Genomic DNA, 12,982 nt, shown 5'->3' on the forward strand with positions numbered 1-12,982 from the left:
CTATAGCTAATATAGCGGAGTGAGGAAAAAATAATGACAAAAGATGAATATTTAATTACAGATGCCCCCTTAAAGGCACTGACAGTTTTTGCAATGCCTATTATTTTGGGCAGCTTTTTTCAACAAGTATATAATATGGCTGATTCAATCATCGTTGGCCAGTTTGTAGGCTCCTCTGCACTTGCGGCAGTCGGAGCCTGTGCTGCGCTTACGAATGTGTTCATATGTATAGCTCTTGGAGCCGGTGTAGGGGCAGGTGTACTTGTGAGCCGTTATTTCGGCGCCAGGGATTATGGCAAAATGAAAACGATAGTATCAACATCACTGATCAGTTTTCTGGTTTTAAGTGTAATTCTGGGTATCTTTGGTTTTTGCTTTTCACATTCAATGATGAGCATGTTACAGACACCTGCAGATATACTGGATGAGGCAGTGCTGTATCTTCGCGTTTATTTTGTGGGATTTCCGTTTCTGTTTATGTACAATATACTTTCAACGATGTTTACATCGATTGGTGAGTCAAGGATTCCGCTGGGGCTTTTGATATTTTCATCTGTGTTAAACATATTTATGGACCTTTGGATGGTGGCAGGCCTGGGCCTTGGTGTATTTGGTGCAGCACTTGCAACTCTCATAGCACAGGGAATCTCTGCAGTGTTTTCACTTTTGATTTTCTTTAGCCGGATGCGCCGGTATAAAAGTTGCTTTGAATGGTTTGACAGGCATGAGCTTCGTTTCATGCTTCGGATTGCTGTGCCTTCGGTTCTCCAGCAGTCTACCGTGTCAATTGGCATGATGATAGTACAGGCAGTTGTGAATCCGTTTGGTACACAGGCGCTTGCAGGTTATTCGGCAACGATGAGGGTAGAGAATGTTTTTTCTCTGATATTTGTATCCATTGGAAATGCGGTTTCACCGTTTGTTTCACAGAATCTCGGAGCAAAGAAGACAGAACGTATCAAAAAAGGCTATCACGCCGCGCTGGTGCTAGACCTGTGCTTTGCGGTGCTTGCATTCATAGTCATTGAAACACTGCATACTCAGATTTCCTCATTATTCCTGGGTAAAGACGGAACAGCCCTGGCATATCAGGTATCCGGGGATTATATGAGATGGATTGGTTTCTTTTTCATTTTCATGGGCATCAAGATGGCTACAGATGGAGTGCTTCGTGGACTTGGCATCATGCGTCCGTTTCTCGCTGCCAATATGGTAAACCTGGCAATCCGCCTGTCGGTTGCCTTAATCTGTGCACCGCGTTTCGGTATTGCATTTGTATGGCTTGCTGTACCGGCCGGCTGGCTTGCCAATTTTCTGATTTCCTATGTGGCTCTCAGAAAATCGTGGCCGGCGGAATAGACGGTACTATAATTCAAGCTTCAGATAAATCTCATCCCTCTCATCCTGCTCAATCCCCAGATAATGCTGGGTAATCTCATATGATGAGTGATTATAGACATCCATGAGCAGAGCGGGAGGAGTGCCATTCTTCCAGGCATGATAGCCAAAGGTCTTTCTCAGCGAATGACAGCTGATGTGCTCATCCTGCACTGTTTTGCCGGCAGCAGTCTTTACAATACGATATGCCTGAGTCCTGCTTATCGGCTGGTATCTGCTGGTGTTCTTGGTAAAAATAAATTCATGGTCATTTGGATTACGTTCATTGAAATAATCTTTCAGAGCATCGGTGGCATTGTAGTTTAGAGTGACATAGTTACTCTTGCCGGTCTTTTGCTCGTTGATAAGAAAATGAGTGCGAAATTCATGATGTTCGAAATGGTAAACGTTGTCCCACTTTAATCTAAGCAGGTCACTAATTCGTAGTGCTGTGTTTAATCCCATCACAATTAAACAGTAATTGCGGCTGTTTGGACGGATATCCTTATAGTACATCCTGAAAGCCGTGAGTTCGTCCTTGTTTCGGATTGGCTGTGTAGTTCCCATTGAATACTCCTTTATAGTAGAAAATGTTATCTGGCACATACAAAGCGCAAAGAGCTCGAAAGGAGCTCTTTTTGTTGTGCTGCATTAATATTTTGTTTATAAAAGGGTAAGAAAGTAAACACAGCATTTTCACAATTGCCCTGTATACTGACAACATAAACAAAAGAAATACTCATATTAATCTTTTTCATATTTTAAGTCGGTGCACTCCACATGTACCGGCTTCCTCTTTATAGTCGGAAGGTTAAAAGTGTTTATATAAAATAAAACGTAAATTCTTGCATAACTCCATAGTATATGTTACGATTTTACTGTTGTTAAGACGAATCTAAAGGATGATGCTTGCACGCATCATCCTTTTTAAATACAGGAGAAGTAAATGGATATCAAAAGACAGGAAAGAGCGCCGATTTATGAGGCTCTTGAGGAGTTTAAGAAGAAGAGAGTGGTGCCGTTTGACGTGCCGGGTCACAAGAGAGGCAGAGGAAATCCTGAGCTGGTGCATCTGCTCGGGGAAAAGTGCGTAGGGCTCGATGTCAATTCAATGAAGCCGCTTGACAATTTGTGCCATCCGGTTTCGGTAATCAGAGAGGCGGAGGAGCTTGCGGCAGATGCCTTTGGAGCGGCAAATGCTTTTCTTATGGTAGGAGGCACCACCTCTGCGGTGCAGGCCATGATTTTGTCCACATGCAAGGCAGGAGACAAGATTATACTGCCGAGAAATGTTCATAAAAGCGCCCTTAATGCACTCGTGCTTTGCGGAGCGATACCGGTTTATGTCAATCCGCAGACGAATGCCAAGCTTGGTATTTCGCTTGGAATGGAGATTGACCAGGTGGCGAGGGCTATAGAGGAAAATCCGGATGCAAAGGCTGTGCTTGTAAACAATCCGACGTATTACGGAATATGCTCTGACCTTAAGTCGATAGTTGCGCTGGCTCATTCGAAGGGCATCAAGGTGCTTACGGATGAGGCACATGGAACACATCTTTATTTTGGAAAGGGGCTTCCGATATCAGGAATGGCAGCCGGGGCAGACATGTCCGCGGTATCGATGCACAAATCGGGTGGAAGCCTGACACAGAGCTCGATTCTGCTCACCGGAAGGGATGTGAATGCTGATTATGTGAGGCAGATTATCAACCTCACCCAGACCACGAGCGCATCGTATCTGCTATTGTCAAGCCTTGACATATCAAGAAGAAATTTAGCACTCAGAGGCGAGGAATCCTTTGCCAAGGTGGCGCAGATGTCGGAGTACGCAAGGCAGGAGATTAATTCCATAGGTGGCTATTATGCGTATGGGCGTGACCTTGTAAACGGCACGAGCATATATGATTATGATGTGACAAAGCTGTCCATCTATACGCTCGATATAGGGCTTGCCGGAATAGAGGTATATGATCTGCTGCGTGATGAGTATGATATCCAGATAGAGTTTGGAGATATCTGTAATATACTTGCGTATATATCAATCGGTGACAGAATACAGGATATAGAGAGGCTCGTAGGTGCGCTGGAGGATATCAAGCGCCTTTACAGCAAGGACAAGACCGGACTTTTGTCGGGAGAGTACATAAATCCAAAGGTGGCGGTATCGCCGCAGGAGGCGTTTTATTCGCAGAAGAAATCAGTGCGCATTATGGATGCGGTAGGCGCTGTAAGTGGTGAGTTTGTCATGTGCTATCCACCGGGAATCCCGATTCTTGCACCGGGAGAGCTTATCACGAAAGAGATTGCACAATACATTGTTTACGCAAAGGAAAAGGGCTGTTCAATGCAGGGAACAGAGGATCCTGCGGTAGAATATCTTAAGGTATTAAAGCAGTAAACAGGAGGAAAATCTATGCAAATGTGGTTTTCACAATATCATACTGTCAATGTAAAGCTGGATGTAAGGATACAGGAGCAGCTTTTTTCAGGGCAAAGTGATTATCAGAAAATAGATGTGTTTAAATCATATGAGTTTGGAAAAATGGTTGCGCTGGATGGCGAGATTGTTTTTTCGGACACAGATGAGTTTATATATGATGAGATGGTCACACATGTGCCGATGGCGGTTCACCCGAATGCCAAAAAGATACTTATAATAGGTGGTGGCGACGGCGGCGTGGCAAAGGAGCTCATCAAATATCCGTCAGTCGAGCATATTGATGTGGTTGAGACAGACAAGATGTTTGTCGATGTATGCAGGCGGTTTTTCCCGGAGGTGGCATGTGGGCTTGAGGACGAAAGAATCTCCATGTTTTATGATGACGGTCTGCGCTTCCTACGCAGAAAGCATGATGAATATGATCTGATAATCAACGATTCGACAGACCCGCTCGGACATACGGAGGGACTTTTCACAAAAGAATTTTACGGAAGCTGCTATAAGGCGCTAAAGGATGATGGAATCATGGTTTACCAGCACGGAAGCCCGTTTTATGATGAGGACGAGCTTGAGTGCCGGAAAATGCACAGAAAGGTGTATAAATCATTTCCTATAAGCAGGGTATATCAGGCACATATTCCAACCTGTCCGTCAGGCTACTGGCTGTTTGGCTTTGCATCGAAGAAGTATCATCCGCTTTATGATCTGGATGCACAAAGGTGGGATGCACTGGGGCTTAAAACCTGGTATTACACAACACACTTACACAGGGGAGCCTTCATGCTTCCGAAATATGTGGAGGATTTACTCGAGGAAGAGGAAACAAGGTAAAATTATAATAAACTATATCATAACCAAAGCGAATCAGGAGGGACAAAAATGAGCAGATTACTTATTATCGGATGTGGCGGAGTTGCGCAGGTGGCAATCAGAAAATGCTGCCAGAACAGCGAGGTATTTACCGAGATTATGATTGCAAGCAGAACCAAGTCAAAATGTGACGACTTAAAGGCAAAGCTTGAGGGAAAGACAAGCACAAAAATTGAGACTGCAAAGGTTGATGCCGACAATGTGGAGGAATTAAAATCGCTTATTAGTGCATACAAGCCGGATGCGGTTTTAAATGTTGCGCTTCCGTATCAGGATCTTACAATCATGGATGCATGTCTTGCGTGTGGTGTTGACTACATTGATACTGCCAACTATGAGTGTGAGGATACTGAGGATCCGAAGTGGAGAGCAATCTACGAAAAGCGCTGCAAGGAGCTTGGATTTACAGCATATTTTGATTATTCATGGCAGTGGGCATATCAGGAGAAGTTCAAGGAGGCCGGACTTACAGCCATACTTGGAAGCGGATTTGATCCGGGTGTAACCTCTGTTTATTCTGCATATGCGTTGAAGCATTATTTTGATGAAATACATACTATAGATATTCTCGATTGCAATGGCGGTGACCATGGATACCCGTTTGCGACAAACTTTAACCCTGAGATAAATCTGCGTGAGGTTTCTGCAAACGGCTCATACTGGACAGACGGACACTGGGTAGAGACAAAGCCTATGGAGTGGAGAGCGCAGTACAATTTTGACCAGGTCGGAGAGAAGGATATGTATCTGCTTCACCACGAGGAGATTGAGTCACTTGCCAAAAATATTCCGGGCATAAAGAGAATCAGATTCTTCATGACCTTTGGACAGAGCTACCTCACACACATGAAGTGTCTTGAGAATGTAGGCATGCTGAGGACAGATCCGATCATGGTGGACGGAAAGGAAATAGTGCCAATACAGGTGCTTAAGGAGCTGCTTCCGGACCCTGCGTCATTGGGACCTCGTACAGTCGGAAAGACAAATATCGGATGTATTTTTACAGGTGTCAAGGATGGCAAAGAAAAATCAATCTACATCTACAATGTATGCGACCATCAGGAGTGCTACAAGGAGGTTGAGTCGCAGGCGATTTCTTATACCACAGGTGTGCCGGCAATGATTGGCTCAATGATGGTGGTAAAGGGACTCTGGAAGAAACCGGGAGTGTTCAACCTTGAGGAGATGGATCCGGATCCATACATGGAGGCTCTTAATAAGTTTGGACTGCCTTGGCAGGTAGTGGAGAATCCGGTTCCTGTGGATTGCTACAAGACTGAGGATGAGTCAGTACACATGGATTAGTCCGGAGGCCGGTATGAAGATAAATGAACTGAGAACTCCCTGTTATGTGATAGACGAGGGAAAATTAACTGAAAATCTTTTGATATTAAACGGTGTCATGCAAAGGACAGGTGCAAGGATTCTTCTCGCACAGAAGGCATTTAGCGCATTTTATGAATATCCTCTTATCGGCAGATATCTAAGCGGGACAACTGCAAGCGGGCTTTTTGAGGCCCGCCTTGCACATGAAGAAATGGGAAAGGAAAACCATGTATTCTGTCCCGCTTTTTTGCCGCAGGAGATGGATGAGCTGGTAGAAATATGTGACCACATTGTATTTAATTCCGTATCGCAGTATCTGCTTCACAGGGAGAAAATCGAAAGGGCTGATAAAAAAATAAGTGTCGGGCTCAGAATAAACCCTGAGTGCTCCACACAGGAGGGGCATGAGATATATGACCCATGTGCGCCGGGCTCAAGGCTTGGGATAACGAGAGAGGCACTCGATAAGGCTATTAAAAACGGGCTTGATTTATCGGGTATAGAGGGCTTTCATTTTCATACGCTCTGTGAACAGGATTCGGATGCGCTCGAAACGACTCTTGCAGCGGTAGAGGAGAAATTCGCAGATCTGCTGTATGGCCTTAAGTGGCTCAATATGGGAGGCGGACACCACATCACAAGAGCAGACTATGACATTGAAAGGCTTGAAAAATGCATTACGCATATGCGTGACAAATACGATCTGGAAATCTATCTGGAGCCGGGAGAGGCTGTTGCGCTTGATGCAGGCTATCTGGAGACAACGGTGCTTGATATAGTTGAAAACAATGGCATAAAGATACTCATTCTGGATACCTCCGCGGCCTGTCATATGCCGGATGTGCTTGAGATGCCGTATCGTCCGCCGCTTATGGACAGTGGCGAGCCGGGGGAGAAGAAATATACCTACAGACTGTCATCATGTACCTGTCTGGCAGGTGATGTGATAGGGGATTATTCATTTGACAGAGAGATAAAAATCGGCGACAGGCTGTGCTTTTGCGATATGGCAATCTACTCGATGGTCAAAAATAATACCTTTAACGGCATGCCGCTTCCGGATATTGCAGTAATGGATGAAAATAAGGATTGTAAGGTTATCAGGAGATTCGACTATGAAGATTTTAAATGCAGGCTGTCCTAGAGCAGACGGCTTCTATATGCCGGCAGAGTATGCTCCCCACAAGGGTGCCATCATCATCTGGCCAAAGCGCCCGGGCTCGTGGATTTACGGTGCCAAGCGTGCAAGAGAGGCTTTTGCGGAGGTGATTTGTGCAATAGCAGAGTCTGAGCAGGTATTTGTGCTCGCTGAGTCAGATGTGATAGACAATGCAAGGACTGTCGTGGAGGCTGTCAGGAATCGGAAAAATTATCAAGAAAATTTCTCGGTGAAATATATAGAAATGGAGTCGGACGATGCCTGGGCCAGAGATGTGGGGCCGACATTTGTGAAAAATGATAATGGCGCTGTCAGAGGAATCGATTGGTGCTTTAATGCCTGGGGCGGCAAGGTGGATGGTCTGTACGCAGACTGGACAAGGGATGACAGAGTAGCGGCTTTATTTTGCAACGAAGCCGGATATGACATGTATGATGCGCATCCGTTTGTCCTCGAGGGCGGAGCCATACATACAGACGGAGAGAAAACTGTGATAGTGACTGAAAGCTGTCTGCTGAGCAAGGGCAGAAATCCAAAGTTATCGAAGTCTGAAATAGAACAGAAATTAAAGGATTATCTGGGTGCCGAAAAAATCATATGGATTCCTTATGGAATATACAATGATGAAACCAACGAGCATGTGGACAACGTATGTGCATTTACAAGCCCGGGGCATGTAGTACTTGCGTGGACTGATGATAAGGATGACCCACAGTATCAGATGTCCTCAGCGGACCTTGAAATATTGGAAAATGAAACTGATGCGAGGGGCAGAAAAATTGAGGTTCACAAGGTTTACATTCCAAAGAAGCCGGTGTGTATCACAGAATATGAGCTTTCGGGCTTCACCTTTGAGGAGGGTGAGGATGAGCGCGAGGCAGGAGAACGCCTGGCGGCAAGCTATGTGAATTTTTACATCACAAACGGTGGCGTGCTTATTCCGCAGTTTGGTGATGTGATGGATGAGGCTGCGCTTAAAGTAATCGGAAGCCTTTTTGAGGGAAGAAAGGTGTATCCGATATATGCGCGCGACATAATTGTCGGTGGGGGAAATATACACTGTATCACACAGCAGATACCACAGTAATTTAATTGGTTGAAATATTCCCCGTTACACTGAGGCTTGGTAAAAGCTCGTTGTGAGACGGCAGAGTGAGAAAGGCGAGGTGAAATAGTATGAGAGAGGTTACAATTGCTGCAATCCAGATGAGCTGCAGCCGTGATGTAAAAGAAAATATTGAAAAAGCAGCAAAGCTTATAAGGGCTGCGGCAGAGGCCGGAGCACAGATAATACTTCCTTCGGAGCTTTTTGAGAGACAGTATTTCTGTCAGGAGAGGCGGTACGATTATTATGACTATGCAAAGCCGCTTTCTGAAAATGATGCGGTAAAGAGCATGAAGGCACTTGCAAAGGAGCTTGGCGTGGTGATTCCCGTGAGCTTTTATGAGGCAGGAGAGGGCAGACAGCTCTTCAACTCTGTGGCAGTGATAGATGCCGACGGAGAGGTGCTTGGAATATACAGAAAGACACATATTCCGGACGATCATTATTATCAGGAGAAGTTTTACTTCACACCAGGAAATACAGGCTTTAAAGCTTTTAAGACAAGATATGCAACCATAGGAGTAGGCATATGCTGGGATCAGTGGTTCCCGGAAACAGCAAGAGGCATGGCTTTAAAGGGCGCGGAGATACTTTTTTACCCAACAGCCATAGGCAGTGAGCCGATACTGGAATGCGACAGCATGCCGCACTGGAGACGGTGCATGACCGGGCATGCAGCCTGCAATCTGATGCCGGTTGTGGCGGCAAACAGGGTAGGCACAGAGGAGGTTTTACCGTGTGCGGAAAACGGAAACCAGAGCTCTGCACTTACTTTTTACGGTTCTTCGTTTATCACAGACGCAACCGGAGAGGTTGTTGAGGAGATGGACAGAGTATCGGAGGGCTTCATACTCCACAGTTTTGATTTGGATGAGCTGGAGAGTGAGAGAAAGAGCTGGGGACTGTTCAGAGACAGGCGGCCACAGATGTATGGGGAGAATTAGCTTAGATTACCCTAATGATTGCAAATTAATTTAAAGTTAATTTAAAAACACAGGATACAGCAAAGGCGCTATATTCTGTGTTGTTTTACCGGCGGCAGCTTTTACGATTCTGTAAGCCTGTGACCGGTTAAGTGGCTTGTTTCTGTATGTTCTTTTGGAAAAATAGGTTTAGCCAAATAAAAATGCAACATTTCTCTAAGAAATGTTGCATCAGACTGTAGACAAATTATTATGGCAAGCTGAGATGAGAGCGGTTACATGTATAAATAGCACAAAGAGAAAGGCTTGTGATGATGTAAAAGCATAGAAAATTTATGCATAATCACGAAAACAATACTGACATATTGACATCGAATGTGCAAAATAATATAATACAGGCAAATGAAACCGATTACATAAGGAGGGGGTTAAAAATCGATAAAAATATTACAATATCAGATATTGCGGAGAGGGCAGGTGTATCTAAGGCAACAGTCTCCAGAGTATTGAACTCACCGGAGATTGTAGAAGAACATACCAGAGAAAATATTAGTAGAATAATGAAGGAGCTGCATTATACGCCATCTCAGACAGCAAGAAATTTGTCAATGAAAAGCTCGTCTACAGTCGGTGTGATTGTTCCGGAAATTAGCAATACTTTTTTTGGAGAGCTGTTTTCCGGGGTTGAAGAAGTTACAAAGAGGCATAACTTATCTCTGCTATATTCTGGAAATGATAACGATATGGATACGGATTATAAAGCACTGGACATGATGAAGATGCAGAGGGTAAGAGGATTGCTGTATATCCCGGCAGTTAATTATTCCGCTCTTGGAGTTCTTGATAAACTGCAAAGAAAATTGGATCGTATGAATTGTCCGATTGTCTGCATGGATCGAGATGTAGGATTAAAGTGTGATATAGTACATTTTGATGACCAGAGTGCCGTGCGAAAAGCAGTTTTGGCATTGGCAAATGAAGGACACAGAAAAATTGCAATTATAATTGGAGACAAAGAGAATATATTGTCTGTTCAGCGATTTGAAGGATATTTAGAAGGACTAAAGAAGGCTGGTATTCCATATGACGAAGAGCTCGTATTTAGAGGAACATATACGAGGGTGTCAGGATATCAGGTGACAAAACAGATGATTGCGAAGTCAAAGCAGCCTACAGCTGTAATTACATGTAATAACTTACTTAGTAAAGGATATATACAAGCGGTATGTGAGCATACGCATGGAAAAACAGACATGTATACACATATAGGACTGGATGAAATTGACATGATGCAGTATCTTGGAATTCCGTATAATTGTATCCAACGTGATGCATACGAATTAGGACATTCAGCAGCGGAACTGCTGATAAAGAGATTGGAGCAGCCGGATGAAACATTTCAGCATATGATATTGAATTCTCCGCTGGTTCATCAGACATTTTAAGAATGAGTGATTGTGTATTACTCATAAAATACACAATCACTTACTTATTACAAATCAATGAAAGCGGTTACATAAAACAAATAAAGGAAGGAAAAAATATGAAATTAGCAATGGGCTGTGATCCAGCAGCGTACCGGTTCTATAAAAAATTATTAGAGAGAATGAAGGAAGAAGGTTACGATATCGTAGATACAGGTTGCGAATCGGAACATGAAGCAGATGGTGGAAAGTATGCAGAGATTGCAGAAATAGTATCCAACAAGGTTGTATCAAAAGAATGTGATTATGGAATTTTGATTTGTGGAACAGGTCAGGGAATGGCAATGGCAGCAAACAAGATTCCGGGAATAAGAGCAGTACTTTGTTATGATGTTTTTCCGGCAGTGCTTAGCAAAAATGATAATAATGGAAATGTTTTGTGTACCGGAGCATGGTTCATGGAAAAGAAAGGCATTGACTTTACAATGGCAATGATTCATGCCTGGTTATTTTCCGGATACACAGGAACACATGAAGATGGCATGCTGGCGCTTAGTCGCCTTGATAATAAAAAATACCAGGAGGTGATGTAATATGGATCGTTTTCAAGAGTTATCTAAAATTGCATTGGACGAGTTATCAGAAGTCTTTGCAAGAATGAGTGATGAAAACGTGAGAGAACTATTGGAGGAAATCAAAAATGCAAAGCGTGTTTTTCTGCTTGGTGCAGGAAGAGAAGGGCTTTCGACGAGAGAGTTTGCTATGCGCTTAATGCATTTAGGAAAGGAGTCTCATTGGATATGGGATGATACCACTCCATCCATGAACAAAGGAGATTTGTTTATATGCGCATGCGGAAGTGCTGACGTGGCACATGAAAACATAATTTGTGATAATGCAAAGAAAACAGGTGCCACTATTCTTTTAATTACTCCTTCTGCAAAAGGACATATATTGGAAATTGCAGATAAGGTAATAAGGATTCCTGCAACTGCTTATAAGGCGGTATACAACTCAGAGGATGAGTATGTACCGACAGCTCAGATGATGGGGAATCAGTTTGAACAGGCATTGCTTGTATTCTTCGATGTAATTGTAATGATGCTAAGTGAAGAAATGGGAATTTCCAAGGAAGAGATGGAAGCCCGTCACAGAAATATTGAATAAATACCACAGGGGGACAAAATTATGGCAAAAAAATTATTGGCAATGGTTTTAGGGTTAACAATGATGATAGGTTTGGCAGGATGCTCTGCAGTAGACACAGGTTCTGGTTCTAATAATAAGAATGCTGATACACAGGTAAGTGTTAGCGCTGAATTATTAGATGCTACAAAGTATAAATCAGATAAGGAACCGGCGGATTGGACAATTGCAGTTGTCGTTAAAGATGGTACATCGGACTGGTTTAAGAGAATGCAGGTTGGAGTGGATGAATTTGGCAAGGAAAAGACAGTTGATGTAATACAGAAGGGACCAGCCAATGCGGATGCGGCATCACAGGTTCAATTGGTTGAGGACATGATTAATCAAGGTGTTGATGCGTTGTGTATCGTCCCAATTGATCCGGGTGCATTGGAATCTGTTTTGAAAAAAGCCATGGAAAATGGCATTGTAGTAATTAGTCACGAAGCCTCAGATTTAAAAAGCACATTATATGATGTAGAAGCATTCACCGCTGAGGATTTTGGAAATGCAATGATGCAGGAGCTTGCAAAAGCAATGGGTGAGAAAGGGCAGTATGCTCAGATGGTTGCCTATACTACATCAACAACTCATATGGAATATTCTAATGCAGAGTACAAGTATCAGAAAGAAAATTATCCTGATATGTCGCTGATTAATGATACTGTACCATCGGCAGAATCGTCAGAAAAGGTTGATACAGCTTATGGGAAGGCGAAAGAGTTATTAAAGGCAAATTCTGAGCTCGCTGGATTTACCGGAGCAGCTTCCGTTGATATCTTAGGTGAAGCTCAGGCAGTTGAAGAGCTGGGATTAATTGATAAGGTATCAATTGTTGGTGTTGGAACACCAAATGCAACAAGAGAGTATGTCAAAAATGGTACGATAAATGCAGTGTGTTTGTGGGATCCGGCATCAGCAGGATATGCTATGTGTAATCTGGCATACAAGGTGTTATCAGGCGATGAAATAAAAGATGGAATTGACCTTGAGCAGGATGGGTATGATAGTGTAAAAATCCAGGAAGGTGTAAATCGTTGCGTATTAGGTAATGCTCCATTGATTTTAAATAAGGATAATATTGACGATTACGATTTCTAAATATAAAACTGTATTTAACTTATGAAGTAGTCTGGTGAAAATCCGGATGGTTTTAATTAAAAAACATCCGGA

General features: G+C 43.4%; 12 protein-coding genes. 11 read left to right on the plus strand and 1 reads right to left on the minus strand.

All coding sequences use genetic code 11. From position 1 onward, the window contains the following. Nucleotides 1–33 precede the first annotated feature (33 nt). Nucleotides 34–1,359: an MATE family efflux transporter gene (locus tag ACW6PM_RS00130; protein WP_456055785.1), complete on the plus strand. Its 1,326-nt coding sequence runs from the start codon at nucleotides 34–36 to the stop codon at nucleotides 1,357–1,359. Between the two features lie 6 nt (nucleotides 1,360–1,365). Here ACW6PM_RS00130 and ACW6PM_RS00135 read toward each other — a convergent pair whose 3' ends face one another. Then, the gene (locus tag ACW6PM_RS00135; protein ID WP_456055786.1) at nucleotides 1,366–1,944 is read right to left on the minus strand and encodes a tyrosine-type recombinase/integrase; all 579 of its coding nucleotides are present in this window, start codon (nucleotides 1,942–1,944) and stop codon (nucleotides 1,366–1,368) included. 379 nt (nucleotides 1,945–2,323) lie between these two features. On the opposite strand from ACW6PM_RS00135, the gene ACW6PM_RS00140 reads away from it, so the two are divergent. The 10 genes from ACW6PM_RS00140 to ACW6PM_RS00185 all read left to right on the plus strand — a co-directional run bounded on the left by ACW6PM_RS00140 (nucleotide 2,324) and on the right by ACW6PM_RS00185 (nucleotide 12,910). Beyond that, nucleotides 2,324–3,775: an aminotransferase class I/II-fold pyridoxal phosphate-dependent enzyme gene (locus tag ACW6PM_RS00140; RefSeq protein WP_022293549.1), complete on the plus strand. Its 1,452-nt coding sequence runs from the start codon at nucleotides 2,324–2,326 to the stop codon at nucleotides 3,773–3,775. A gap of 15 nt (nucleotides 3,776–3,790) precedes the next feature. Continuing rightward, on the plus strand, nucleotides 3,791–4,648 hold the full coding sequence (gene speE, locus ACW6PM_RS00145; protein ID WP_456055787.1) for a polyamine aminopropyltransferase: 858 nt from the start codon (nucleotides 3,791–3,793) through the stop codon (nucleotides 4,646–4,648). 48 nt (nucleotides 4,649–4,696) lie between these two features. Then, nucleotides 4,697–5,992, plus strand: coding sequence for a saccharopine dehydrogenase family protein (locus ACW6PM_RS00150; RefSeq protein ID WP_456055788.1), 1,296 nt, complete (start codon nucleotides 4,697–4,699; stop codon nucleotides 5,990–5,992). 13 nt (nucleotides 5,993–6,005) lie between these two features. Continuing rightward, complete coding sequence (gene nspC, locus ACW6PM_RS00155; RefSeq protein WP_456055789.1) at nucleotides 6,006–7,157, plus strand: carboxynorspermidine decarboxylase; 1,152 nt, start codon at nucleotides 6,006–6,008, stop codon at nucleotides 7,155–7,157. Then, a complete protein-coding gene (aguA, locus tag ACW6PM_RS00160) occupies nucleotides 7,129–8,259 on the plus strand; it encodes an agmatine deiminase (protein ID WP_456055790.1) in 1,131 nt (376 codons plus the stop codon). Before nspC ends, aguA begins: the two co-directional genes overlap by 29 nt. 89 nt (nucleotides 8,260–8,348) lie before the next feature. Further along, complete coding sequence (gene aguB, locus ACW6PM_RS00165; RefSeq protein WP_456055791.1) at nucleotides 8,349–9,221, plus strand: N-carbamoylputrescine amidase; 873 nt, start codon at nucleotides 8,349–8,351, stop codon at nucleotides 9,219–9,221. A 356-nt stretch (nucleotides 9,222–9,577) separates the two neighbouring features. Next, nucleotides 9,578–10,645, plus strand: a complete 1,068-nt coding sequence (locus ACW6PM_RS00170; protein WP_456055792.1) for a LacI family DNA-binding transcriptional regulator — start codon at nucleotides 9,578–9,580, stop codon at nucleotides 10,643–10,645. Nucleotides 10,646–10,743: 98 nt separating this feature from the next. Further along, nucleotides 10,744–11,217: an RpiB/LacA/LacB family sugar-phosphate isomerase gene (locus ACW6PM_RS00175; RefSeq protein ID WP_158574767.1), complete on the plus strand. Its 474-nt coding sequence runs from the start codon at nucleotides 10,744–10,746 to the stop codon at nucleotides 11,215–11,217. Between the two features lies 1 nt (nucleotide 11,218). Next, nucleotides 11,219–11,791: a 6-phospho-3-hexuloisomerase gene (hxlB, locus tag ACW6PM_RS00180; RefSeq protein ID WP_118142224.1), complete on the plus strand. Its 573-nt coding sequence runs from the start codon at nucleotides 11,219–11,221 to the stop codon at nucleotides 11,789–11,791. A gap of 21 nt (nucleotides 11,792–11,812) precedes the next feature. Continuing rightward, nucleotides 11,813–12,910, plus strand: coding sequence for an autoinducer 2 ABC transporter substrate-binding protein (locus tag ACW6PM_RS00185; RefSeq protein ID WP_118370129.1), 1,098 nt, complete (start codon nucleotides 11,813–11,815; stop codon nucleotides 12,908–12,910). Nucleotides 12,911–12,982 lie beyond the last annotated feature (72 nt).

This window comes from Agathobacter sp. (assembly GCF_977054825.1).

What these genes read in the sequence shown, in the direction of transcription:
- ACW6PM_RS00130 (WP_456055785.1), top strand. Translation starts at nt 34, where the DNA reads ATGACAAAAGATGAATATTTAATTACAGATGCCCCCTTAAAGGCACTG.
- ACW6PM_RS00135 (WP_456055786.1), bottom strand. Translation starts at nt 1,944, where the DNA reads ATGGGAACTACACAGCCAATCCGAAACAAGGACGAACTCACGGCTTTC.
- ACW6PM_RS00140 (WP_022293549.1), top strand. Translation starts at nt 2,324, where the DNA reads ATGGATATCAAAAGACAGGAAAGAGCGCCGATTTATGAGGCTCTTGAG.
- speE (WP_456055787.1), top strand. Translation starts at nt 3,791, where the DNA reads ATGCAAATGTGGTTTTCACAATATCATACTGTCAATGTAAAGCTGGAT.
- ACW6PM_RS00150 (WP_456055788.1), top strand. Translation starts at nt 4,697, where the DNA reads ATGAGCAGATTACTTATTATCGGATGTGGCGGAGTTGCGCAGGTGGCA.
- nspC (WP_456055789.1), top strand. Translation starts at nt 6,006, where the DNA reads ATGAAGATAAATGAACTGAGAACTCCCTGTTATGTGATAGACGAGGGA.
- aguA (WP_456055790.1), top strand. Translation starts at nt 7,129, where the DNA reads ATGAAGATTTTAAATGCAGGCTGTCCTAGAGCAGACGGCTTCTATATG.
- aguB (WP_456055791.1), top strand. Translation starts at nt 8,349, where the DNA reads ATGAGAGAGGTTACAATTGCTGCAATCCAGATGAGCTGCAGCCGTGAT.
- ACW6PM_RS00175 (WP_158574767.1), top strand. Translation starts at nt 10,744, where the DNA reads ATGAAATTAGCAATGGGCTGTGATCCAGCAGCGTACCGGTTCTATAAA.
- hxlB (WP_118142224.1), top strand. Translation starts at nt 11,219, where the DNA reads ATGGATCGTTTTCAAGAGTTATCTAAAATTGCATTGGACGAGTTATCA.
- ACW6PM_RS00185 (WP_118370129.1), top strand. Translation starts at nt 11,813, where the DNA reads ATGGCAAAAAAATTATTGGCAATGGTTTTAGGGTTAACAATGATGATA.